Origin of the sequence: Methyloversatilis sp. (assembly GCF_030696805.1) — a bacterium.
Classification (GTDB): domain Bacteria; phylum Pseudomonadota; class Gammaproteobacteria; order Burkholderiales; family Rhodocyclaceae; genus Methyloversatilis.
Genome location: NZ_JAUYRO010000029.1, coordinates 17145 through 40611, shown reverse-complemented (window position 1 = coordinate 40611; position 23467 = coordinate 17145). Strand labels below are relative to the sequence as shown.

Below are 23467 nucleotides of genomic sequence, written 5' to 3'. Positions count from 1 at the left end.
TGACGTCATCGGCATCCTGCTCGCCAAGGATCTGCTGCGCGTCCAGATCGAACCGGAATTCGACCTGCGCGACTGGCTGCGCCCGGCGGTGTTCATTCCCGAATCGAAACGCCTGAACGTGCTGCTGCGTGAATTCCGCGTCTCGCGCAACCACATGGCCATCGTCGTCAATGAATATGGCGGCGTTGCCGGACTGGTCACTATCGAGGACGTGCTGGAACAGATCGTCGGCGACATCGAGGACGAGTACGACTTCGACGAGTCGGCCGACAACATCCGCATCGACCAGGCGGGGCGCTATCGCGTCAAGGCAGCGACCGAGATCGAGGATTTCAACGAGGTTTTCGCGACCGGGTTCGAAGACGACGCCTTCGATACGGTCGGCGGTCTGGTCATCCACCAGCTCGGCCGCCTGCCCAAACGCGGCGAAGTCATCCAGCTCGGGGATCTGCGCTTCACCGTGCTGCGCGCCGACAGTCGTCGCGTGCATACGCTGATGGTGGATCGCATCAAGCCGGCCACGCCGGTCGCCGCAGCGCCGGTCGAATGAAGCCTGCGGTCAGGCTGGCCGCAGCCGGTGCGGCCGGTCTGCTGGCGGTTGCCGGATTCGCGCCGCTCGGCCTGTTTGCGCTCCCGCTGCTGTCGCTGGCCACGCTGCTGTGGCTGATCGACCGCTGCAATCCGCGTGCCGCGGCGCTGACCGGTTTCGTGTTCGGCCTGGGCTGGTTCCTCGGCGGCGTGTCCTGGGTGCATGTCAGCCTGCACGATTTCGGCGGCATGCCGATGGCGATTTCACTGCTCGCGACCTTCCTGTTCTGCGTGTACCTGTCCTTCTTCCCTGCGGCGGCCTGCGCAGCACAGTGCTGGCTGCGCCCCGGTCGCGTGCTGTATGCGCCGCTGTTTGCCGGTTTGTGGGCGCTGACCGAATGGCTGCGCGGCACGCTGCTGACCGGTTTCCCATGGCTGGCCAGCGGCTATGCGCACGCACCGCCCAGCCCGCTGGCCGGATATGTGCCCGTGTTCGGTGTGCACGGCGCAGGCTGGGTCGCCGCCCTGATCGCCGCCCTGCTTGCCGCGGCAGTGCTGCAGCGGATGACCTGGCGGCCGGCCATCCTGTCGCTGGTCGCACTGCTGGCCGGTGGCGCGCTGCTCGGCGCCGTGCGCTGGACCGAACCCACGGGTCGCACGCTGACCGTGAGCCTGCTGCAGGGCAATGTGCCGCAAAGCCTGAAGTGGGTGCCGGAACGTCTGCCCGATTCGATGCAGACCTATCTCGACCTCGCGCGCGCCTGGCCCGCCGATCTGGTCGTGCTGCCGGAAACCGCGATACCGGTGCCGTACGACGAGATCGATCCTGCCTGGCTGGCGGAAGTGCGGCGCACCGGCGCCGATGTGCTGATGGGCGCGATCACCATCGGTCGCGACGGTGACGGTACCGCCCGCTACTTCAACAGTGCGGTCGCACTGGGTCGTGACGATGCGCGCTACAGCAAGTCGCATCTGGTGGCGTTCGGCGAATTCACGCCGCCGCTGTTCGCATGGACGCTGTCGCTGCTGTCCATCCCGATGTCCGACTTCGGCCGCGGTGCGGCGGTGCAGCCACCGCTCGATCTGGCCGGCGAGAAGGTCGCGGTAAACATTTGCTACGAAGACGTTTTCGGCGAGGAACTGATCGCTGCTGCGCGCGATGCGACGCTGCTGGTCAATGTGTCCAATACGGCCTGGTTCGGCGATTCGCTGGCACAGCCACAGCATCTGCAGATCGCGCAGCTGCGTGCGCTGGAAATGGGCCGGCCGATGCTGCGCGCCACCAATACCGGCATGACGGCAGCGATCGGCGCGGACGGTCGCGTCATCGCCGCGCTGCCGCCGTTCCAGCGCGCCGGACTGCGCGTCGAACTGTCCGGAAATCAGGGCCTGACGCCCTTCATGCGCTGGGGTAACGCGCCGGTGGTGATCAGCGCGTTGCTGCTGATCGGGGCGGCGATGGTGCGGCGCAAGGCGAGCCGGTAGAATCCGCGCTTTCCGATTCGTCCAGCGCCCATGTCCGTCGCACCCACGTTCCAGGAAGTCCTGCTGCGTCTGTCCCGCTTCTGGGGCGACCAGAACTGCGCCCTGCTGCAGCCCTATGACATTGAGGTTGGTGCCGGCACCTTCCACACCGCCACCTTCCTGCGCGCCATCGGCCCCGAGCCCTGGCGCGCCGCCTACGTGCAGCCATCGCGCCGCCCGAAGGACGGGCGCTATGGCGAGAACCCGAACCGGCTGCAGCACTACTACCAGTTCCAGGTCGCGCTGAAGCCGTCGCCACCGAATATCCAGGAGCTGTACATCGACAGCCTGCGTGCGCTGGGGCTGGACCCGTCACAGCACGATATCCGCTTCGTCGAGGACGACTGGGAGTCGCCGACGCTCGGCGCCTGGGGCCTGGGTTGGGAGGTGTGGCTGGACGGCATGGAAGTGACCCAATTCACCTACTTCCAGGAGGTCGGTTCGATCCCCTGCAAGCCGGTGCTCGGTGAAATCACCTACGGCGCGGAACGGCTGGCGATGTATCTGCAGGGCGTCGAGAACGTGTATGACCTGGTGTGGGCGCCGGGCATCCGTTACGGTGACGTCTATCACCAGAACGAGGTCGAGCAGTCGACCTATAACTTCGAGCATTCGAACGTCGAGTGGCTGTTCAGGCAGTTCGGTGACTACGAGTCGGAGGCGAAGCGCCTGATCGAAGTCGGCCTGCCGCTGCCCGGTTACGAAATGGTCATGAAGGCGTCGCACAGCTTCAACCTGCTCGATGCGCGCGGTGCGATTTCGGTCACCGAGCGCGCCGCCTACATCGGTCGCGTGCGCGCACTGGCGCGACTGGTGGCGCAGGCCTACTACGCGTCGCGCGAGCAGCGCGGCTTTCCGATGGCCGACCTGTCGAGCCCGCGCCTGCGTGCGCTGCTGGGCGAAGAAGAGTGCAGCCGCATCGAAGCGCTGCGCGCCGCCTGATTACCGATTGCTTCGACACCGCCGGTCACGGCGGCTGATTCTGGACTGACTATGCACGCCACATTACTGGTCGAACTGCTGACCGAAGAGTTGCCGCCGAAAGCGCTGTCGCGACTGGGCGAAGTGTTCGCCGACGGTGTGTTCAAGGCGCTGGTCGAGCACAAGCTGGTCGCCGCCGATGCGCGCATGGACCGCTACGCCAGTCCGCGCCGCCTTGCCCTCACAGTGCAGAACGTGACCGACCGTGCGCCCGATGCCGTGGTCGACGAAAAGCTGATGCCGGTTGCCGTCGCGCTCGATGCCGACGGTCAGCCGACGCCGGCATTGCTGAAGAAGCTGCAGGCGAAAAACATCCCGGCCGAGGCGCTGCCGCAGTTCACGCGCCGGATGGATGGCAAGAGTGAAACCCTGTTTTTTGCGATGACCGTCCCGGGCGCGGCGCTCGATGACGTGCTCGCCGGTATCGTGCTCGACGCCTTGAAGAAGCTGCCGATTCCGAAGCTGATGCGCTGGTCCGACTGCGACTTCCAGTTCGTGCGTCCGGTGCACGGGCTGGTCATGCTGCATGGCGATCGCATCGTGCCGGGCATGGCGTTCGGGCATGCGTCGGGCCGCAGCACCCGCGGTCACCGCTTCATGGGCGAGGGCGAGGTGACGCTGGCCAGCGCTGACGAGTACGCCCGCACGCTGTACGAGCGCGGTTCGGTCATGGCCTCATTCGAGGCGCGTCGCGCGCTCATCACGCAGAAGCTGGCCCAGGCCTGCACCGCGCTGGGCGATGGCGTGCACCATGTCGATGACGCTGCGCTGGTCGACGAAGTGACGGCGCTCGTCGAATTCCCGGTCGTGTATGTCGCGCAGTTCGAACCGGAATTCCTGGCCGTGCCGCAGGAGTGCCTCATCCTGACGATGAAGGCGAACCAGAAGTACTTCCCGCTGCTCGACGCCTCGGGCAAGCTGCTACATCGCTTCCTTGTCGTGTCCAACATGCAGGTGGCCGATGCGCACAACATCGTGTCCGGCAACGAACGCGTAGTGCGCGCCCGCCTGTCCGATGCGCGCTTCTTCTTCGAGCAGGACAAGAAAACACCGCTGGCCGGACGCATCACGAAGATGGAATCGGTGGTCTATCACAACCGCCTCGGCAGCCAGTTCGACCGCGTCATGCGCATCCAGCGGCTGGCGACGGAAATCGCGCATCTGCTCGATGCGGATGTACTGGCGACGGCGCGCGCGGCGCTGCTGGCCAAGGCCGACCTGATGACCGACATGGTGGGCGAGTTTCCGGAGCTGCAGGGCGTCATGGGGCGCTACTACGCGCAGCATGACGGCGAGACCGATGTCGTGGCGGCGGCGGTCGAACAGCACTATCGTCCGCGCTTTGCCGGCGATGCGCTGCCGCAGGGCGATGTCGCCTGCGCGGTATCGCTGGCCGACAAGATCGACGCGCTGGTCGGCTTCTTCGGCATCGGCCAGATTCCGACCGGCGACAAGGATCCATTCGCGCTGCGACGCGCCGCACTCGGCGTGCTGCGCATCCTGATGGAAGCGTCGCTTCCGCTCGATCTCGGTCAACTGGTGCAGATCGCCGCCGGTGGTTTTCGCGCCGGCCAGATCGGTGCCGGCGAAACCGCAGGGTTCGCCGCACAACTGCTCGATTTCATGCAGGAGCGCCTGCGCAACCTGCTGAAGGATGGCGGTTCCGACGCGCGCGCGATCGACGCCGTGCTGGCGCTCGGGCCCGTGCGCGTCGATCTGGTGCCGGCCAAGCTCGCAGCCGTGGTCGCGTTCTCCGAACTGGCCGAGGCGCAGTCGCTTGCTGCGGCCAACAAGCGCATCGTGAACATCCTGAAGAAGGCGGGTGAAGTCGGCGACGTCATCGATCCCGCGTTGTTCGCGGAAGATGCGGAGGTCGAACTGAACCACGCGCTGAGCACCGCAAACATGATGACGCATCAGCATATCGAACGCGGCAACTATGCCGGCGCACTGAGCGCTCTTGCCATGCTGCGCGCGCCGGTTGATCGCTTTTTCGACGACGTCATGGTGAACGCCGACGATGCGGCCGTGCGTGCCAACCGGCTGGCGCTGCTTGGTCAGCTGGCCGCAGCGATGAATGCCGTGGCGGATATTTCGCGGCTCGAACTGAAAGACTGACGGATGAAACTGATCATCCTCGACCGCGACGGCGTCATCAATTACGACTCCGACCAGTTCATCAAGTCGCCGCAGGAGTGGCGACCGATAGAAGGGTCGCTCGAAGCGATCGCGCTGCTGAACCAGTTCGGCTGGCGCGTCGTGGTGGCGACCAACCAATCGGGCGTCGGTCGCGGACTGTTCGACATGGACACGCTGGCCGCGATCCACGACAAGATGCACCGCTCGCTTGCCCAGACCGGCGGGCGCATCGACGCCATCTTCTTCTGTCCGCATGCGGCCGATTCGAAATGCGCCTGCCGCAAGCCCAAGCCGGGCATGCTGCTGGAGATCGCGAGTCGCTTCAACGTCGATCTGGCGGACGTGCCGGTGGTCGGCGACAGTCTGCGCGACCTGCAGGCGGCCGATGCGGCGGGCGCGCAGCCTGTGCTGGTGCGTACCGGCAAGGGCGCGAAGACCGAAGCCGATCCGGCGCTGCCGCGCGGCGCCCGGATCTATGACAACCTGGCCGCCATGGTGCGCGCACTTACGGTGACTTCCGACTGATGACCTTCATTCGCTCCGTTCTGTTCTTCCTGTTCCTCGCCGTCATCACGCCGCCGTTCTCGCTGATCGCCATTCTCGTGCGGCCGCTGCCGCCGCGCGTACGCTACCGCATCATCGGCGTCTGGACGCGGCTTGCGATGCTCGCGCTGCGTTTCATCGTCGGCCTGCATTTCCGCGTCATCGGCCGTGAGAACCTGCCGTCGCACAGTGCGGTCGTGCTGTGCAAGCACCAGTCGGCGTGGGAGACATTGAGCCTGCAGGTGATCCTGCCGCGCGTCGCCTTCGTGTTCAAGAAAGAGCTGCTGCGCATTCCTTTCTTCGGCTGGGGACTGGGCTGCATGCCGATGATCGCGATCGATCGTTCGGCCGGGAAGGACGCGCTGGTGCAGGTGGAAGAGCAGGGCCGCATATTGCTCGAACAGGGTTTCTGGGTGACCGTGTTTCCGGAGGGCACGCGCATGCCACCCGGGCAGACGCGACGCTACAAGGTCGGCGGCGCGCGGCTCGCGCAGGTGACCGGTGCGCCCGTGGTGCCGATCGCGCACAACGCAGGTGACTACTGGAAGCGCAACGCCTTCCTGAAGTATCCGGGCGAGATCGTCGTGAGTATCGGCCCCCCGATTGCGACACAGGGCTTGACGACCGAACAGATCAACGGGCACGCTCAGGCCTGGATCGAAAGTGAAATGCGTCGACTTTTTCCGCATCACTATGAAGCCGAACACCTGTCCGCAGCAGCTTGAGTTGGCCCTCGATACGCCGGAACACACCGCGCCGCCGCCGCTGCGCGGGCGTCACATCGTGCTTGGGCAGCAGATCGTCGAGTACGCGCTGCGTCGTTCGCGCCGCCGCTCGATCGGTTTCTCGATCGGCGAATCAGGGCTGCGCGTCACCGCGCCGCACTGGGTGACGCTGCCGCAGATCGAGGAGGCGCTGCGCGAGAAGCAGCGCTGGATCTTCACCAAGCTGGGCGAAGTCCGCGCGCGCCGTGCGCCGGTGCGCACCGACTGGCGCGATGGCGCCCGACTGCCCTGGCTGGGCGGCCACGTGACGCTGCGGCTCGGCGACACCTGCGCGCGGCCGATGATTGACGATGACATGCTGCGCCTGCCACTGCCGGCCGATGCCGACCACGACCGCGTGCGCGATGCGGTGTGCGCCTTCCTGCAGCGCGAGGCGCTCACGCGCTTCACGCATCGTGCGACCGAACTGGGCGAGCGTATCGGCGTGTCGCCGTCGCGCGTCATGCTCAGTTCGGCCAATACGCTGTGGGGCACCTGCACTGCGCAGGGCGTGATCCGGCTCAACTGGCGACTGATCCACTTCTCGCAGGCGATGATCGACTATGTGATCGCCCACGAGCTGGCGCACCTGAAGGAACTGAATCACTCGCGCGCCTTCTGGGATACCGTGGCGTTGATCCTGCCCGGCTTCGAAGCCGCGCGACGCGAGTTGCGCACCCAGCATCCGGGTCGCATCGTCGCCCACTGAATCCACCACACTGCGAGGTCACACCGTGAGAATCCTGCACACCATGCTGCGCGTCGGCCAGCTCGACCGCTCGATCGAGTTCTATACCAAAGTACTCGGGATGCGCCTGCTGCGCCGGCAAGACTATCCGGACGGCAAGTTCACGCTCGCTTTCATCGGCTATCAGGACGAATCGGAAGGCGCCGTGCTCGAACTGACGCACAACTGGGACACCGACGCCTATGAAATGGGCAATGCCTACGGCCACATCGCGCTGGAAGTCGATGACGCCTACGCAACCTGTGATCAGGTCCGGGCGCTGGGTGGTCGCGTGGTGCGCGACGCCGGTCCGATGAAACACGGCACGACCGTCATTGCTTTCGTCGAAGATCCGGACGGCTACAAGATCGAATTCATCCAGCGCGGCACGTCGGGCGCCAGTTGACCGCAAGCGTCGCTCACGCGACCTTGCGCGCTGCCTGCTGCGCGGCACGCAGCTCGGTCGCCAGCGCCTCGGTCTCGTCGACCAGCTGCTCCACCCAGGCGGCGCACTGCGGGTCTTCCGTCGGCGTACCGCCGCCCCCGCGTTCCAGTTGCGCTGCAATGCCGGCGCCCCGGCTGGCGCCGAAGTTGCGCACAATTCCCTTCAGCGTGTGCGCCTGCGTCGCCAGTTCTTCCCGCGTGCCGCCGGCAAAGGCCTGCACCAGCGCGTCCAGCGTGCTGCGGTAGTCGCGCAGGAACAGTGTGATGATGTCGTGCATCAGCACCTCGTCGCCGCCAAGGTTGCCGAGCATGAACTGGCGGTCGAACCTTGCCTCGACCGCTGGCGTGTCGGGCGGGCGGCTGACCGGCGGGGCGACGGACGGACCGAGTGCCTCGTCCAGTGCGCGCAGCAGCGCCGGTACCTGCACCGGTTTCGATACATAGCCGTCCATGCCCGCCTCGATGCATTTCTCGCGGTCGCCGGCCATCGCGTGAGCAGTCATCGCGACGATGGGCGTGTGCCGCTGGCCGTCCTGGGCGCGGATGCGCCGCGTCGCCTCGAAGCCGCCCATCTGCGGCATCTGCACATCCATCAGGATCACGTCGAAGCGCTGCCGGGCTGCCAGCGCCACCGCTTCGATGCCATTGCTGGCCAGTTCGACGTGATGGCCGAGTCGTTCCAGCAGACGCAGCGCGAGCGTCTGGTTGATCGGGTTGTCTTCGGCCAGCAGGATGTTCAGCGGTCGGTTGTCGCGCAGCGGGGACTGCGTATCGGACGGCGATCCTGCGGACGCATCGGGGTGCATGCCGAGCGCGGCCATCAGTGCATCGAGCAGCTGCGCGGACTGAACCGGCCGCGCGATCAGGCCGCTCACGCCGGCCGGCACGGTCTTCGCTTCGGGCGCTGTGCCGTCGTGCAGCACGATGATCGGCAGGTCCGGGCTGTATTCACTGCCCAGCGTATGCACCAGCGCCCATTCGTCACGACGGGCGATGTCCAGGTCGACCAGCAGTGCCTGGAAGCAGCGCGCCTCGGTTTCCGCCGACACGATGGCGCCGATGCCGGCGTCGAGGTCGGCGCACAGCTTCGGCACGACATGCCAGTGCGCCAGTCTGGTCGCCAGATCGTCGCGCGCTGCTGCGTCCGGTTCGATCACCAGCACGGCCATGTTGTCGAGCGAGCGGGTGTCGGATTGCGCCAGCTCGCTGCCGACGGCGCGCGGGAAGCGCACGGTGAAATGGAAGGTCGAGCCTTCGCCGGGCGTGCTCGTGACGCTGATCATTCCATCCATGCACTGCACCAGGCGCGTGCAGATGGCGAGCCCGAGGCCGGTGCCGCCGAACCGGCGTGTCGTCGAGGTATCGGCCTGCGAGAACACGTCGAATATCAGCGTCTGCTTGTCGAGAGGAATGCCGATGCCGGTGTCGCGAACGGCAAAGCGCAGGCCCTGTGCGTCGGGCGTCAGCTCGTCCAGCGTGACGGAGACCTCTACGTGTCCGCGTTCGGTGAACTTCAGCGCGTTCGACAGCAGGTTGGTCAGCACCTGACGCAGCCGCATCGGGTCGCCCAGCACGGCGTCAGCCACCGCAGGATCGATATGGCAGCGCAATTCGACCGGCTTGCCAGCTTTCGGTCGCAGCGTGCGCACAACGCCGCCGATGACGTCGCGCAGGCTGAACGGTATGTGTTCGAAGTCCAGATGGCCGGCTTCGATCTTCGAAAAGTCGAGGATGTCGTCGATCAGCGTCAGCAATGCGTCCGAGGACTGTTTCACCAGGCCGAGGTATTCCCGCTGTTCGGCGGTCAGGTCGGTGTCGAGCGCCAGTTCCGTCATGCCCATGATGGCGTTCATCGGCGTGCGGATTTCGTGGCTCATGTTTGCGAGGAAGTCGCTTTTGGCGCGGTTGGCCGCTTCTGCGGCGTCGCGCGCGTGCATGATCTGTTCCTGGATTGCCTTGCGTTCGCTGATGTCGCACACGAAAGCGGTGTACAGCGCGCGCCCCTTCATCTGCGTTGCGGTGATCGCCAGCTCGGCTGGAAACTGGCTGCCGTCCCTACGGCACAGATCAATCTGGAGGTGATGTCCGATGACGGCATCGAAGCGCCGACCCAGCCACTGCAACAGGTCCGTCTCATCGCGATCGCGCTGGCTGCGTTTGACCAGCAGCTCGATCACAGGTCGCTGCATCGCGGCAGCGGCCGTCCAGCCGAACATGCGCTCTGCCGCCGGGTTGTACTCGATGACGTTGCCGAAGGTGTCGAAGGTGATCACCGCGTCGATCGCGGCACTCATGATGGCGCCGGTGTGTGCCTCGCTTTCGGCCAGCGCGCTGCGCTGGTCGTACAGGCTCAGCGATGCCCAGTTCAGCGCCTGTGCCAGCCGGTCGGTTTCGTGCGAACCCGTGCCTGTCGGCAGAGTTTCACCCGTCGAACGGTCGAGTCGCTCGGCAAAGTCGGTGCACTGCTGCAATGCGGCCAGCGGGCGGCGCAGCAGCGCGTACAGTGCAACGATGCCGATCAGCATGGCGATCAGGCCGTGCAGCAGGCTGTCGGCCAGAATATGCTCCCACACCTCATGTGCTTCAGCGTTGTCCGTTTCCGTGCGCAGCCAGCGCAGCCCGCCTTCGCCAGCCAGTGGAACCCAGCTGACAACGCGCGTCTGGCGGCCAGCACCGGTGCGGCTTCCGCTGACCGACAGGGTGCGGACTTCGGGTTGCCGTGTCGCCGGTGGCGCTTCGAACTGGATCGGAGCGGTTTGCACCCAGCCGGGTCCGGCGTCATGCCGGAATGCCGCCAGCGTGGTGCCATCCTTGCCGATCAGTGCCGTGCCCTGCAGGCGGGTGTCGCCGGGCAGCAGCCGCCGCAGGTTGTCCTGATCGAGACGGGTGGCCTGATGGATCCTTTCGCCGATCACGCGTGTTTCGGCCAGCGCATTGCGGTGTAACTGCTCCAGTGTGTGTTGGGACTGTTCGTAAGCGGTGTACAGGGCATTGCCCACGACGCTGATGCAGAACACCAGCGCGAACAGCCCGGCGATGCGCTGCAGCAGACGTCCGCCGCCCGGAGTCAGAGCGTCGTCCACGGCTCAGGGCTCGTCCTGAAATCGGGCGCGAATGCCCAGTACCTGATCCCACTGGCCAAGCAGCGCATCCACGCAGACGGAATCGAAATGGCTGTTGCGGCCCTCGACCAGGAAGGCCTGCGCCTGATCAAGGCCCCAGGCTGGTTTGTAGGGGCGCGGCGAGGTCAGCGCGTCGAACACGTCGGCCACGGCCACGATGCGGCCGACCAGTGGAATGTTCTCCCCGGCCAGTCCGTTCGGATAGCCGCTGCCGTCGAACTTTTCGTGATGGGTCAGGGCGATTGTCGCCGCGAGCTGCATGTAGGGGGATGCCGAATCCTTGAGGATTTCATGGCCGATCGATGCGTGCCTGCGCATGATCACCAGTTCGTCCGGATCGAGCCGGCCTGGCTTGAGCAGGATGTGATCAGGTGTGCCGAGCTTGCCGACGTCGTGCATCGGCGCTGCGATCAACAGCGATTCTTCCATGTCGGCATCCAGCCCCATGGCGCGCGCAATCAGTGCCGAGTAGTGCGCCATGCGCAGGATGTGGGCGCCGGTTTCCGGGTCGCGGAACTCGGCCGCGCGCGCCAGCTTGTTCAGCGTTTCGCGCTCGCGCCCGTAAATTTCGGCGGTGGCGCGGCGCACCTCGTCGGCCAGCGTGCGCGCGTGGTTTGCCAGCGCCACCTGGCTGCGTCGCAGGAACAGCATGTTCTTCACACGCGAGGTGAATTCGATGCGATCCAGCGGCTTGTTCAGAAAATCGTTGGCGCCCGATTCGAGTGCCCGGTAGCGCACCTCGCGTTCGTGATCGGCGGTCACCATCAGCAGCGGTGTTTGCGAGCGGGCAGGGTGGCTGCGGAAGCGGCGGATGAACTCGATGCCATCCATGTCAGGCATCATGTAATCGACTATCACCAGATCGGGATCTTCGCGCATGGAGTGCTCGAGCGCCTCGGCGGGCGACAGGAAGCAGGTCGCCGTGCAGTCGGGCAGCTTGCCCAGCAGCGCGGCCATGAGCACCAGGTTCACCTGGGCATCGTCGATCACCACAACATTCATCGGACAAACCTCTGGTCAGTGTCTTTTGTGGCAGCTTGCGGCTCGCCCATACATTCAATATGTTTCAACGTGTTCGATTAACGGGCGCACCCGTCGCACACTTGAGCCCGCCGCAACCTTCGCCGTGATCCTATCCGCATGACTTCGCCACCCCCGCCCTACACCTTGCGCGCATCCGCGCTGCGCAACTGGCTGCGCCAGCTGTCCTTCCGGGACATGTTCGTGCTCGTCCTGCCGGCGCTGCTCATTGTCAGCGCCGGCTTCTGGTTCGCCGGGCGCTATATCAAGCCTGCACCACCTGATTTCACGACGGTCTCGTGTGGCGCCGAAGGCTCAGCCTACGAAACCTACTGCGCACGCTACAAACCGCTGATCGAGCCGTTCGGCGTGCGCGTCGTTGTCCGGCAGAGCGCCGGATCGATCGAGAACCTGCAGCGGCTGATGGACGCGGGGCAGTCGGTTGATTTTGCCTTCGTCCAGGGTGGTAGCGCGGAAGACCATCCGCCCGGCTTGCTGTCGCTCGGTGCTGCGTATTACGAGCCGGTATGGGTGTTCTATCGAGGCCGGCCGGGGCTGGACCGGCTTGATCAGTTGAAGGGGCTACGCATCGGCGTCGGCGCCGAGGGCAGTGGCACGCGTCATCTGGCGCTGCAATTGCTGGAGGCGCATGCACTCGTCGGTGATGCAAAGCTGCTGCAGCCGCTCGGCGGGACTGCCGGCGTGGCCGCGCTGCTGACGCGCAAGATTGATGCGCTGATCGTGGTCGGCGCGGTCAATTCGGCCAGCGTATGGTCGCTGTTGTACGCCGACGGTATCTCGCTCATGAGCATGGCGCAGGCGCCGGCTTACGCGCGTCGCTTTCCCCACCTGAATGAATTGACATTGCCGCGCGGTGCGATCGACTTCGTGCGCGACATTCCGTCGCGCGACATTTCGATGGTGGCGACCCGCGCCTACGTCGTGGCGCGCGAGGACACGCATCCGGCGCTTATCGACCTGATGCTGGGTGCCCTGAAGCCGGCGCACGCCGAGGCCACAGTTTTTCAGCATCCAGGCGAGTTTCCGCAGTCCGACGGCGGCGACTTCGAACTGCATCCGCGCGCGGCGCGCTTCTACGAGGTCGGCCCGCCTTTCCTGCAGCGCTACCTGCCGTTTTCGATCGCCAATCTGCTCGACCGGATGATCGTGCTGCTGGTACCGCTGCTCGCCCTGGCCGTGCCGCTGTTCCGCATCCTGCCGCAACTGTATGTCTGGCGCGTGCGCAGCAAGCTGTACCGCTGGTACGGCGAGCTGAAGGATCTGGAACGCCAGGCGCTGCAGGAAGACACCACACGCCCGCGCGCCGAATGGCTGCACGACCTCGACCGCATTGAAACGGCCGTCGCGCGCATCGGCGTGCCGCTGTCGCACGCCGACTATCACTATCAGCTGCGCGCGCACATCCACATGGTGCGCCGTCGCATACAGGGGCTGGCGGAGAACGTCGTGCCGGCAGACCTGTCGACCTCCGGTGCTGCTGCCGGCGACCCCGCCACCCTGCAGGCCTGACCTTTGCGGGCCGTCCAGCGGCGTGACCAACCCCATGTAATTTACAAACATTCGTGCGTGTATATAATTGCAGGCCGAGATCTGGAGAGCATTGATGCCCGCCCGCCCCGCAGTTCCGTCCGCCGCCATGTCGCCGGCGCTCCTGCCTCGTTCTCCCGCCGCCCTGCGTTTTTCCCTGTTCATCGTACCGCTGCTGATTGCGGCGACCTTCCTGAGCGCATGTTCCGGTGATCAGCCCGCCGCGGCCGCCGCACCCAGACCGCTGCCGGTATCCATCGTGGTGGCCGAGAGCACGCGAGCGCCGCTGCTGATCGAATCGGTCGCGCAGGCGGAAGGGGCACGCGAGGTTGAAGTCAGGGCGCGCGTGACCGGCATCATCGAAAAGCGGCTGTATGGCGAAGGTGAAGCGGTGAAGGCGGGTCAGCCGCTGTTCCGCATCGAGCGCGCGCCATTCGAAATCGCGCTTGCCCAGGCACGCGCTCAGCTGGCCGAAGCGCAGGCGCTTGATGAACAGACTGCGCGCGAGCTGCAGCGTCTGCAGGGCCTGGTGGCCGAGCGGGCGATCAGCCAGAAGGAATTCGACGATACGAAATCGGCCAGTGCGGTGTCGAAGGCGGCGATGAAATCGGCCGAAGCGGCGGTGCGCCAGGCCGAACTGAACCTCTCCTATACGAATGTGACGGCGCCGGTGTCCGGCATGTCCGGCCGGGCGCAGCGTTCCGAAGGGTCGCTGGTCAATGCCGGCACCGACAGCCTGCTCACCTCGATTTCGCAGATCAATCCGATCTGGATCCGCTTCAGCCTGTCCGATGGCGACCTGCAGAAGCTGCCGGGTGGCCGCGCCGCCGCACGCAACCTGCGCGACGTCGAACTGCAGCTGCCCGATGGCAGCATCTACCCGCTGCGCGGGCAGATCAACTTTTCGGCCAGCCGCATCGATGCGTTGCTCGGCACGATGGAAATGCGCGCCGAGTTCGCCAACGCCGACGCCCGCATCCTGCCCGGCCAGTTCGTGCGCGCCCGCGTGATCGTCGGCGAACAGGACAACGTGTTCCTGGTACCGCAGGCTGCCGTGACGCAGACGGAGAACGGTCCGGTGCTCATGCTGGTGGGGGCCGATGACAAGGTGGAGCCACGCCCGGTCAAGCTGGGTGACTGGCAGGGCAAGAACTGGGTGGTCACCGACGGACTGAAGTCCGGCGAGCGCGTCATCGTCGACAACCTGATCAAGCTGCGCCCGGGCGCACCGGTTGCCCCGCGTGCGCCCGGCGAGGGGCCGGCCACTGCGCCGCCGGTTGCCGCCGCGCAGCCCAAGACCTGACGGAGCGCACAGCCATGGCCCGCTTCTTCATCACGCGCCCGATCTTTTCGGGCGTCATTTCGATCGTGATCATGATTGCCGGTCTGGTGGCGTCGCTGTCGCTGCCGGTCGCGCAATACCCGGAAATCTCCCCGCCGACGGTCATCGTCACGGCGACCTATCCGGGTGCCAATGCCGAAACGCTGTCGCGCACGGTTGCGGCACCGATCGAGGAACAGTTATCCGGCGTCGAGGGCCTGCTGTACTTCAACTCGACGTCGACGTCGAATGGCACGGTCAGCATCACGCTCACCTTCGAGGTCGGCACCGACCCCGACACCGCGCTGATCGCGGTGAACAACCGCATTTCGGTGGCCGAATCACGCTTGCCGGAAGACGTGCGGCGCAATGGTCTGGTGGTGCGCAAGCGTTCGAACAATCTATTGATGATCGCTGCGCTGAAGTCGACCGATGGGCAGCGCGATACCCTGTTCCTGACCAATTACGTCGCGGTGAACGTGCTCGACGAACTGCGTCGCCTGCGTGGCGTCGGCGACGCGATCGCCTTCGACGCGCCGTACGCGATGCGCGTGTGGCTCAAGCCGGACGTGATGGCGCGGCTGGGTATCGCCACCTCCGATGTAGCGGCGGCGATCCGCGTGCAGAACGCGCAGAACGCGGCCGGTCGCATCGGCCAGGAGCCGGTGCTCAACGGTCAGCAGCTCACTTACACGGTCAGTGCCAAGGGTCGTTTGCTGAGCATCGAGGAGTTCGAGAACATCCTGCTGCGCGCCGATGGCCCGGGCGGTGTGGTGCGGCTGAAGGATGTCGCGCGCATCGAGCTGGGCGCGGAAAACTATGACCGCACGACCAAGGTGAATGGCACGCCGGTGTCCGGCATGGGCATCTACCTGCAGTCCGGCGCCAATGCACTGGAGGCGGCGAATATGGTGCGCGCCAAGCTGGACGAACTGTCGGTGCGGCTGCCGGACGGGCTCGAATTCATCATTCCGAACGACACCACGCGCTTCATCCGCGAATCGATCAAGGCGGTGGCGACGACGCTGCTCGAAGCCACCGTGCTGGTCGTGCTGGTGGTGTTCGTTTTCCTGCAGAACTGGCGCGCCACGCTGATCCCGCTGATTGCGGTGCCGGTGTCGCTGGTCGGTACCTTCGCCGGGCTGTGGATGTTCGGCTTTTCGATCAATACGCTGACGCTGTTCGCCATGGTGCTGTCGATCGGCATCGTCGTGGACGATGCCATCGTGGTGCTGGAGAACGTCGAACGGCAGATGCGTGAATTCGGCCGTACGCCGAAGGACGCAGCACTGGAAGCGATGCGCGAGGTGTCCGGCGCGCTGGTCGCCATGGTGCTGGTGCTGGTCGCGGTATTCGTGCCGGTCGCCTTCCTGGGCGGCATCGCCGGCAAGCTTTACCAGCAGTTCGCCGCCACCGTGGCGGTGTCGGTCACCATTTCCGGCATCGTCGCGCTGACGCTGACGCCTGCCCTGTGCGCGCTGATGCTCAAGCCGCACGAGGGTGAATCGAAATTGTTCCGGCCGTTCAACCGCGGCTTTGACTGGCTCACCCGGGTCTACACCGGCACGGTGGCGCTAACGCTGCGTCACGGCCTGATCAGCGTGCTGGTGGTCGGCCTGCTGTTCGCCGGCGCGGGGTTCATGTTCCGCGTCGTGCCGGGCGCCTTCGTGCCGTCGGAAGACCAGGGCTATCTGTTCGGTTTCGTCACGCTGCCCGACGGCGCGTCGGCCGAGCGCACCGAACAGTCGTTTGAAAAGCTGCGCAAGGTGATCAACGACGAGCCGGCGGTGGAAAACCTGTTCATGGTGCGCGGCATCGATTTCATCACCGGCAACAACCGGTCGAGCGTCGCCATGATGTTCGTCGTGCTGCGTCCGTGGGACCAGCGCACCGAAACCGCCGACGACCTGCAGAAAAAGATTGCCGCAGCAGGCATGAAACTCAGCGACGGCATGGGACTGATCTTCAATCCTCCGCCGATCCAGGGCCTGGGTACGGCGGGTGGCTTCGAAGCCTACGTCCAGGCGCGCGAAGAAGCCGACCCGCGCAAGCTTGCAGCCATCACCACGCAGTTGCTCGATGCTCTGAAGGCGCGCTCCGAACTGACCGGCATGAACAGCTTCTTTCGCGTGTCCTCGCCGCAGCTGAGCGTCGAGGTGGACGAGGCCAAGGCGATCGCACTCGGCATTCCGATCGACGCGCTGTATTCGACGCTGCAGGCGACGATGGGCACGCTGTACGTGAATGACTTCAATCGCTCGGGCAAGACCTACAAGGTGCAGCTCGGCGCCGATGCCGCCTACCGCATGAAACCGGAAGATCTGGGCAAACCGTATGTGCGGGCGAGTACCGGCGCAATGATCCCGCTGTCTGCGGTGATCACCGTGAAGTCTGTCGTCGGTCCGGAAATGGTCGAGCGCTTCAATGGCTTCATCGCCGCCAAGATCCTCGGCAATTCGGCGCCGGGCCGCAGTTCGGGCGAGGCGATCCAGATCGTCGAAGAGGTGGCGCGCGACGTCCTGCCGGCGGGCTACTCACTCGAGTGGACCGGTCAGGCGTATCAGGAAAAGCGCACCGGCCTGACCTCGGTCATTGCAATGGGCTTCGGCATCATCATGGTGTTCCTGATCCTCGCTGCGCAGTACGAGCGCTGGTCGCTGCCGCTGGCGGTCATCCTCGCGATTCCGTTCGCCATCCTGGGGGCGCTGCTGGCGGTGTGGGTGCGCGGCATGCCGAACGACATCTACTTCCAGATCGGTCTCGTGGTGCTGGTCGGACTGGCGGCGAAGAACGCCATCCTGATCGTCGAATTCGCTGCGCAGAAGCAGGCCGAGGGCATGAGCGCCATCGAGGCCTCACTCGAGGCTGCGCGGCTGCGCTTCCGCCCGATCTGCATGACTGCGCTCGCTTTCATCCTCGGCGTGGTGCCGCTGGTGATCGCCACGGGCGCCGGTGCGTCGGCGCGCCGTTCGATGGGTACCGGCGTGTTCGGCGGCATGCTGGCCGCAACGTTCGTCGCGACGATCTTCATTCCACTGTTCTACAGCTGGCTGAGCGGCCGCAAGGCGGCAACACGCAACACAGTCACCCCGGAGGCGACGCAATGAAGCCTGCATTCCGCATGCCGGCCCTGACTGCGCTCGCAGCGTTGCTGCTGTCCGGCTGCATGGTGGGCCCGGACTATGTACGTCCCGAACTGCCGTTGCCCGTGCGTTTTGCGGCGTCGGCCGACGGTCAGTCCCAGGTTGCGGTGGCGCGCGGCTGGTGGAAGCTGTTCAACGACGACACGCTGAACGCGCTGGTCGACCGTGCGCTGACCGACAACAGCGACGTGCAGCGTGCTGTCGCGCGCATCGAACAGGCTGACGCGGTGCTGCGCGAAGTCGGTGCGGCGCTGTTTCCCGACGTGGGTGTGGGTGCGAACGCGAGCCGCTCACGCATCAGCGGCGTGGCGACACCGATCCCTGCCGGGGCACCGCTGTACCGCAACAACTTCCAGACGGCGATCTCGACCTCTTTCGAAATCGACTTCTGGGGCAAGCTGCGCCGCGCCAGCGAGGCGGCGCGCGCGCAGGCGCTCGGCACCCGCTACGCAAAGGACACGGTGGAGCTGACACTGGTGAGCCAGCTGGTCGGCAGCTACCTGAACCTGCGTGCGCTCGATGCCCAGCTCGCGCTGTCGCGCGACACGCTGACGACGCGGCGCGACAACGCCGCCATCCTGCGCACGCGCGCCGAGCGCGGGCTGACCAATGATCTCGAACTGCAGCAGGCGCTCGGCGCGGTGTCGGCCATCGATGCGCAGATCGCCGATCTGACGCGCAGTCGTGCGATTGCTGAAAACCAGCTCGGTCTGCTCAGCGGTCAGCTCGATCTGAGGATTGCACCGGGTGACCTGCGCACGCTGCCCCTGCCGCTGCAGCCGCCGGCCGGACTGCCGTCGTCGCTGCTCGACGCGCGGCCGGACATCCGTCAGGCCGAAGCCGAACTGGCCGCAGCCAATGCGCAGATCGGCGTGGCGAAGGCGGCGCTGTACCCGTCGATTTCGCTGACCGGCAACTATGGCTCTCAAAGCCGGGAACTGTCCGACCTGTTCAGCGGCCCGGCCAATATCTGGTCGCTCGGCGTCGGGCTGGATCTGCCGCTGTTCGACGCCGGTCGCCGCAGCGCGCGCGTCGATCAGGCCAGTGCGCAGCAGAAGCAGGCGCTGGCCAGCTATGTGTCGGCGGTGCGCAGTGCCTTCACCGATGTGCGCGATGCGCTGGTGGCGGGCGAGCAGTACGCGCAGAGCGTGGTTGCGCTGCAAGCACAGTTCGACGCCGCCGCACGCAGCCTCGAACTGGCCCAGAAGCGCTACGACGCGGGCTATTCGCGCTATCTCGAAGTGCTCGACGCGCAGCGTGGCGCGAACGACGCTTCGCTCGCGCTGGTGCGGGCGCGCCAGTCGCAGCTGGCCGAAGTGGTGAACCTGTATGTCGCGCTCGGAGGCGGATGGGCCGACGCGGCTGCGGGGCAGGGCGCGGGCGCAGCGGCCGCGCCCTGATCTCCAGCCAGTCCCGCGAGCCGTTTCAGCTGGCGAGCGCGCTCAGTACACGACGCTCGTCCGCCGGCTGTTCCTTCGCCGGCCGCGAGGCGTCCTTGCCTGCGGCGGTCAGCGACTTCACGTCGCCCGATATCTCTCCGCCCTCCTCGATCAGGATGGAGCCGTAGCGGATCTTGCCGCTGACCCGGCCGGTCGCATGGACGATGAGCCGCTGGCGTGCGGTCAGTTCGCCATCGAAGTGACCGCGGATCTCCGCGATGTCGATGCCCACCGTACCGGAGTACGCGCCATGCTCGGCGATGCGGATGACCCGGCTGTCCATGGTTGCCTCGACGCGGCCTTCCACCACCAGCGTGTCGCAGTCGAGAATTTCCGCGCCCTTGAGCTTCACGTCCGGTCCCACGATGAGGCGGCTGCCCTGTTCGGTCGAACCCGCACTCGCCGCATCACGGGCGGCCGGCGTGGTGGTGAGTGAGGGCGGTGTGTCGCCGGAGAGCGACACCGGTGGTGTGCTGGGCGGTTGCGCGGCCGGCAAGCCACCTGGGAGGGAAGATTGACCACCTGGCCGCAAGGTACGGCCAGTCTGGTTTTCGGCGGGTTTCGGAAACGGACCGGGTTTGCTGTTGAACATGCGTTCTCCTTGAATGATCGGGCCATCGAAGCGGTGCCCGACAGCATTCAGCAATGCTTGTGCCCGAAGCTATAAACCTTTTTCTTTCATTGGCTTGCAAGGATTCATGGATGACGGAAGTCCGGAACCATCATCCGGATGTCGCTCAGGCACGACATGCCTGTGTTGAACCGGATGTCGATCCATGCGTTTGACATTTACTTTATTTTGCATTTGCTTACGACGGCTTACCGCGCGGACTTTGCACCCTCCCTAGACTCGCGACTCCATCTTGGCCGTACTCCGCCCGCGCATGCCGCACCTTTCCTTCCGCAGCACCCTTCTCATTACCGTACTGCTGATCGCCGGTGCGCTCGGCGCAGCGGCCGGCAGCGGTTGGGTGATGCTGCAGGACTTCGCGCTCGCAAGCCGGCAGGCCGGTGCCAGTGCGCTCAAGCTATCGGCAGCGATGCAGCAGATCGACGAACGCAGCGCCGACATGGAGCGCAGTGCGCGTCAGTACGCGGTGCTGCAGGCACCGGCGCTGCGCGAACGCTTCGATGAGGCCTACGAGCAGGCGCAGATCGCCCTGGTCGATATCGAAGCCGAATTGCCGGGTGCAGCCGCCACGACGCAGTGGCGCGAACGTGCCACCCTGCTCGCACCCGGATTCAATCTATCGGCCCCCCCTGCGGACGTGGTCGACGCCGAACCGGATCTGGCCAGCTTCAACGACAGGCTGGCGGCCGCAGTCCGCAGCCACATCGACCAGCGCAACACCACGCTGCTCGATACGCTGGAACGCAGTCGCGACCGGCTCGCGCTGCAGGTGCTGGCTGCCGTGGTGCTCGCGGTGCTGCTGGCGCTGGCCATCGGCTGGTGGATATTGCGACCGCTCAAACACGTCGAACGGGCGATCACGCGACTGGGCGAAGGCAGCTTTGCGCTACCGGTGGCGGTCGGTGGACCGGCCGACCTGCGTCAGCTCGGAGACCGGCTGGAATGGCTGCGCCAGCGCATGGCCGAGCTCGAAACGCACCGCAACCGGGTACTGCGCCATGTCTCTCACGAACTGAAGACGCCGCTCGCATCGCTGCGCGAGGGCATCGCACTGATGCAGGACGGCGTACTCGGCGGTCTGAACGTGGAACAGCTGGAAGTGAGCCGCATCCTCGACACCAATGCGCGCGCGCTGCAGGAACGCATCGAGCAGCTGATCGGCTACAACGCCACGCAATTCGATGCGCAGCACCTCGACCTGCGGCCAACCGCATTGCGTGCGCTGGTGCGCGACGTCACCGCCGACCTGAAATTGCAGGCCAAGGTGAAGGACGTGCAGATCAACGTGTCGGGCTATGCGCCGCCGGTGCGCGGCGACGCCGCCAAGCTGCGCATCGCGCTGAGCAACCTGGTCAGCAACGGCATCGCGTTCAGCCCGCATGGCGGTACGGTTCGCCTTGAGTTGAGCGCCGATGAACGGACCGCCCGCATCGACTGCATTGATGAAGGGCCGGGTGTCGCGCCGGACGAGGTCGATCGCATCTTTGAACCGTTTTTCCGCGGCACCCGCCGCGCACCGCGACCGGACAAGGGCAACGGCCTCGGCCTGGCCATCGTGCGCGAGTTCATCGCCGCCCACGGCGGCACGGCGCGCGTAATGCCGGCCGAACGTGGCGCCCATTTCAGGATAGAACTGCCTCATGCACCTCAAGCCGTCTGACCCCGCCCGCGGTTCCGCGTTTCCATGTGCATACCTGCTGATACTCGCCGCGCTGCTGGGCGGTTGTGCGGCGACACGGTCACCGCCCATCACCGAAGTAACCGACCCGGCGCCGGCATCGCCTGAAGTGGTCGTGAACCCGGTCGAGCCGTCTCCGCTGCAGCAGGCCATGAAAGCGGCGCACCCGCGCACCGGCAACGTGGCGCGCGCGAAGGCGCTGCTCGAAACGCTGCTCGCGACCACCGACGATGCGTCGCGCGCGCAGCATCCGTATGCGCGCAGCCTGCTCGACCAGATCAACGAGCGGCAGCGACTCGTCCAGCAGGCGGAGCGCACGAGCCAGCAGCTGAAGGACAGCCAGCTGCGCAACGACGAGCTGCAGCGCAAGATCGACGCGCTGGCCGACATTGAGCGCATGCCGCCGGTCCGCACACCGAAGCGAGCGCTGGCCCGATGAGCGGCGCGCACCGCTTGCTGCTGGTCGACGACGATACGGATCTGCTGCGGCTGTTGTCGATGCGGCTCAAGGCCAGCGGCTACGCGGTCAGCTCCGCGGAAACCGCAGAGTCTGCGCTGTTGCGGCTGGCGGTCGAACGCTTCAGTCTCGTGGTGTGCGATGTGCGTCTGCCGGACCGCGATGGCCTGTCGCTGTTCGGCGACATCCGCCAGCAGCATCCGGCGCTGCCGGTCATCCTGCTGACCGCGCACGGTACGATCCCGGATGCGGTCGAAGCGACCTCGCAAGGCGTCGCCGGCTATCTGACCAAACCTTTCGACAGCGCGGTGCTGCTGGCGCAGATTTCGCGCGCACTCGAGCATGCGGCGCCGCCCGGCGCGGGCGCTACCATCGACGAGGCATGGCGCGCCGATCTGATCAGCCACAGCGCGCGCATGAACACGCTGCTCGACGAAGCACGTCTGATCGCGGCGTCCGACGCCAGCGTGCTGATCCGCGGTCAGAGCGGGACCGGCAAGGAGTTGCTGGCACGCGCCATCCATCGCGCCAGCCCGCGTGCGGCCGCGCCCTTCGTCGCGATCAACTGTGGCGCGATTCCGGAGGCGCTGCTCGAATCCGAACTGTTCGGCCACGAGCGGGGCGCCTTCACCGGCGCAACCATGCGCCATACCGGCCTGTTCCGTGCGGCGCACGGCGGCACGCTGTTTCTCGACGAAATCGGCGACATGCCACTTGCGCTGCAGGTGAAGCTGCTGCGCGTGTTGCAGGAGCGCGCGGTGCGCCCGGTCGGCGCCACGCTGGCCGAGCCGATCGACGTGCGCATCGTGTCGGCCACCCATTGCGACCTCGATACCGCGCTCGATCGGGGCCAGTTCCGCGAAGATCTGTATTACCGCATCAACGTCGTCAGCCTTGTGCTGCCGTCACTGGACGAGCGTCGGGAAGACATTCCGCTGCTGGCCGATCACTTTCTGCGCACGCTGGCGAAGAAGTACGGCAAGCATCTGACCGGCTTTGCACCCGATGCGCTCGAAGCGCTGGCCACCGCGAGCTGGGCCGGCAACGTGCGTCAGCTGCAGAACGTCGTCGAACAGGCGTGCGCACTGACCACCACGGCACTTGTGCCGCGCGCGCTGGTCGACCGGGCGTTGCGTGTGAAGCCGATGGAAGCGCTTGGCTACGCCGAAGCCAAACAACGGTTCGAACGCAACTATCTCGTGCAGTTGCTCAAGCTCACGGCCGGCAACGTGAGCGATGCGGCGCGCATCGCCGGGCGCAACCGTACCGAGTTCTACCGGCTGTTGCAGCGCTGCGGCCTCGACCCGGTGCTGTTCAGGGGCGATGCAACGGATGCGGGAGTCAGCCGGCAGACCTGACCGGGCCGGCGTTTCGCCGCTGGGGTGTTGCTGCGGCACGACACGCAGCCTGCGGAAACTTTGAGCAGGTTATTGATTATCAAGAAAAAGGCGTTCTGGC

The 23467-nt window shown here is 65.9% G+C and carries 18 protein-coding genes; 15 read left to right on the top strand and 3 right to left on the bottom strand.

Annotated elements, in window-relative coordinates:
- From Q8R75_RS03670 to gloA, 8 genes are all read left to right on the top strand, one after another.
- Window positions 1-550, top strand: a 550-nt coding sequence (locus Q8R75_RS03670) for a transporter associated domain-containing protein (RefSeq protein WP_305663511.1), incomplete at its 5' end; no start/stop codon positions are given.
- The gene (lnt, locus tag Q8R75_RS03665) at window positions 547-2013 is read left to right on the top strand and encodes an apolipoprotein N-acyltransferase (RefSeq protein WP_305627332.1); all 1467 of its coding nucleotides are present in this window, start codon (window positions 547-549) and stop codon (window positions 2011-2013) included. The genes Q8R75_RS03670 and lnt, both read left to right, overlap by 4 nt.
- Before the next feature lie 30 nt (window positions 2014-2043).
- Entirely contained in the window at window positions 2044-2994 is a 951-nt protein-coding gene (glyQ, locus tag Q8R75_RS03660) for a glycine--tRNA ligase subunit alpha (RefSeq protein ID WP_305615372.1), read from the top strand.
- Window positions 2995-3045: 51 nt separating this feature from the next.
- Window positions 3046-5151, top strand: a complete 2106-nt coding sequence (glyS, locus tag Q8R75_RS03655) for a glycine--tRNA ligase subunit beta (RefSeq protein ID WP_305615374.1) — start codon at window positions 3046-3048, stop codon at window positions 5149-5151.
- A 3-nt stretch (window positions 5152-5154) separates the two neighbouring features.
- On the top strand, window positions 5155-5697 hold the full coding sequence (gmhB, locus tag Q8R75_RS03650; protein ID WP_305615376.1) for a D-glycero-beta-D-manno-heptose 1,7-bisphosphate 7-phosphatase: 543 nt from the start codon (window positions 5155-5157) through the stop codon (window positions 5695-5697).
- Window positions 5697-6440 (top strand): lysophospholipid acyltransferase family protein, encoded by a 744-nt coding sequence (locus Q8R75_RS03645; RefSeq protein WP_305615379.1) that lies wholly within the window; start codon window positions 5697-5699, stop codon window positions 6438-6440. The genes gmhB and Q8R75_RS03645 overlap by 1 nt, the downstream gene beginning before the upstream one ends.
- A complete protein-coding gene (locus tag Q8R75_RS03640; RefSeq protein WP_305615386.1) occupies window positions 6409-7188 on the top strand; it encodes a SprT family zinc-dependent metalloprotease in 780 nt (259 codons plus the stop codon). The genes Q8R75_RS03645 and Q8R75_RS03640 overlap by 32 nt, the downstream gene beginning before the upstream one ends.
- A gap of 25 nt (window positions 7189-7213) precedes the next feature.
- A complete protein-coding gene (gloA, locus tag Q8R75_RS03635) occupies window positions 7214-7612 on the top strand; it encodes a lactoylglutathione lyase (protein ID WP_305615388.1) in 399 nt (132 codons plus the stop codon).
- A 13-nt stretch (window positions 7613-7625) separates the two neighbouring features.
- On the opposite strand, the gene Q8R75_RS03630 is transcribed toward gloA, so the two are convergent.
- Together Q8R75_RS03630 and Q8R75_RS03625 are read right to left on the bottom strand one after the other, a co-directional pair.
- Window positions 7626-10733, bottom strand: a complete 3108-nt coding sequence (locus Q8R75_RS03630) for a response regulator (RefSeq protein ID WP_305615390.1) — start codon at window positions 10731-10733, stop codon at window positions 7626-7628.
- 3 nt (window positions 10734-10736) lie between these two features.
- A complete protein-coding gene (locus Q8R75_RS03625; RefSeq protein WP_305615392.1) occupies window positions 10737-11774 on the bottom strand; it encodes an HD domain-containing phosphohydrolase in 1038 nt (345 codons plus the stop codon).
- Window positions 11775-11912: 138 nt separating this feature from the next.
- Between Q8R75_RS03625 and Q8R75_RS03620 the strand changes: the two genes are divergently transcribed.
- The 4 genes from Q8R75_RS03620 to Q8R75_RS03605 all read left to right on the top strand — a co-directional run bounded on the left by Q8R75_RS03620 (window position 11913) and on the right by Q8R75_RS03605 (window position 19204).
- Window positions 11913-13322 carry a TAXI family TRAP transporter solute-binding subunit gene (locus Q8R75_RS03620; protein WP_305615394.1) on the top strand — a complete coding sequence of 470 codons (1410 nt, stop codon included), beginning with the start codon at window positions 11913-11915 and terminating at the stop codon, window positions 13320-13322.
- Window positions 13323-13416: 94 nt separating this feature from the next.
- Complete coding sequence (locus Q8R75_RS03615; protein WP_305615396.1) at window positions 13417-14643, top strand: efflux RND transporter periplasmic adaptor subunit; 1227 nt, start codon at window positions 13417-13419, stop codon at window positions 14641-14643.
- A 14-nt stretch (window positions 14644-14657) separates the two neighbouring features.
- A complete protein-coding gene (locus Q8R75_RS03610; protein WP_305615398.1) occupies window positions 14658-17768 on the top strand; it encodes a multidrug efflux RND transporter permease subunit in 3111 nt (1036 codons plus the stop codon).
- Complete coding sequence (locus Q8R75_RS03605) at window positions 17765-19204, top strand: efflux transporter outer membrane subunit (protein ID WP_305663510.1); 1440 nt, start codon at window positions 17765-17767, stop codon at window positions 19202-19204. Before Q8R75_RS03610 ends, Q8R75_RS03605 begins: the two co-directional genes overlap by 4 nt.
- Before the next feature lie 25 nt (window positions 19205-19229).
- On the opposite strand, the gene Q8R75_RS03600 is transcribed toward Q8R75_RS03605, so the two are convergent.
- Window positions 19230-19835 (bottom strand): polymer-forming cytoskeletal protein, encoded by a 606-nt coding sequence (locus Q8R75_RS03600; RefSeq protein WP_305615401.1) that lies wholly within the window; start codon window positions 19833-19835, stop codon window positions 19230-19232.
- 271 nt (window positions 19836-20106) lie between these two features.
- On the opposite strand from Q8R75_RS03600, the gene Q8R75_RS03595 reads away from it, so the two are divergent.
- The 3 genes from Q8R75_RS03595 to Q8R75_RS03585 are packed head-to-tail and all read left to right on the top strand — an operon-like array spanning window position 20107 to window position 23367.
- On the top strand, window positions 20107-21534 hold the full coding sequence (locus tag Q8R75_RS03595; RefSeq protein ID WP_305663509.1) for a HAMP domain-containing sensor histidine kinase: 1428 nt from the start codon (window positions 20107-20109) through the stop codon (window positions 21532-21534).
- Window positions 21515-21991 (top strand): hypothetical protein, encoded by a 477-nt coding sequence (locus tag Q8R75_RS03590; RefSeq protein WP_305615404.1) that lies wholly within the window; start codon window positions 21515-21517, stop codon window positions 21989-21991. The genes Q8R75_RS03595 and Q8R75_RS03590 overlap by 20 nt, the downstream gene beginning before the upstream one ends.
- Complete coding sequence (locus tag Q8R75_RS03585) at window positions 21988-23367, top strand: sigma 54-interacting transcriptional regulator (RefSeq protein ID WP_305615406.1); 1380 nt, start codon at window positions 21988-21990, stop codon at window positions 23365-23367. Before Q8R75_RS03590 ends, Q8R75_RS03585 begins: the two co-directional genes overlap by 4 nt.
- The last annotated feature ends 100 nt before the right edge of the window (window positions 23368-23467 follow it).

Bases quoted from the DNA above. Each gene is read 5' to 3' on its own strand.
- lnt (WP_305627332.1), top strand. From the start codon at position 547: ATGAAGCCTGCGGTCAGGCTGGCCGCAGCCGGTGCGGCCGGTCTGCTG.
- glyQ (WP_305615372.1), top strand. From the start codon at position 2,044: ATGTCCGTCGCACCCACGTTCCAGGAAGTCCTGCTGCGTCTGTCCCGC.
- glyS (WP_305615374.1), top strand. From the start codon at position 3,046: ATGCACGCCACATTACTGGTCGAACTGCTGACCGAAGAGTTGCCGCCG.
- gmhB (WP_305615376.1), top strand. From the start codon at position 5,155: ATGAAACTGATCATCCTCGACCGCGACGGCGTCATCAATTACGACTCC.
- Q8R75_RS03645 (WP_305615379.1), top strand. From the start codon at position 5,697: ATGACCTTCATTCGCTCCGTTCTGTTCTTCCTGTTCCTCGCCGTCATC.
- Q8R75_RS03640 (WP_305615386.1), top strand. From the start codon at position 6,409: ATGAAGCCGAACACCTGTCCGCAGCAGCTTGAGTTGGCCCTCGATACG.
- Q8R75_RS03625 (WP_305615392.1), bottom strand. From the start codon at position 11,774: ATGAATGTTGTGGTGATCGACGATGCCCAGGTGAACCTGGTGCTCATG.
- Q8R75_RS03620 (WP_305615394.1), top strand. From the start codon at position 11,913: ATGACTTCGCCACCCCCGCCCTACACCTTGCGCGCATCCGCGCTGCGC.
- Q8R75_RS03615 (WP_305615396.1), top strand. From the start codon at position 13,417: ATGCCCGCCCGCCCCGCAGTTCCGTCCGCCGCCATGTCGCCGGCGCTC.
- Q8R75_RS03610 (WP_305615398.1), top strand. From the start codon at position 14,658: ATGGCCCGCTTCTTCATCACGCGCCCGATCTTTTCGGGCGTCATTTCG.
- Q8R75_RS03605 (WP_305663510.1), top strand. From the start codon at position 17,765: ATGAAGCCTGCATTCCGCATGCCGGCCCTGACTGCGCTCGCAGCGTTG.
- Q8R75_RS03600 (WP_305615401.1), bottom strand. From the start codon at position 19,835: ATGTTCAACAGCAAACCCGGTCCGTTTCCGAAACCCGCCGAAAACCAG.
- Q8R75_RS03590 (WP_305615404.1), top strand. From the start codon at position 21,515: ATGCACCTCAAGCCGTCTGACCCCGCCCGCGGTTCCGCGTTTCCATGT.
- Q8R75_RS03585 (WP_305615406.1), top strand. From the start codon at position 21,988: ATGAGCGGCGCGCACCGCTTGCTGCTGGTCGACGACGATACGGATCTG.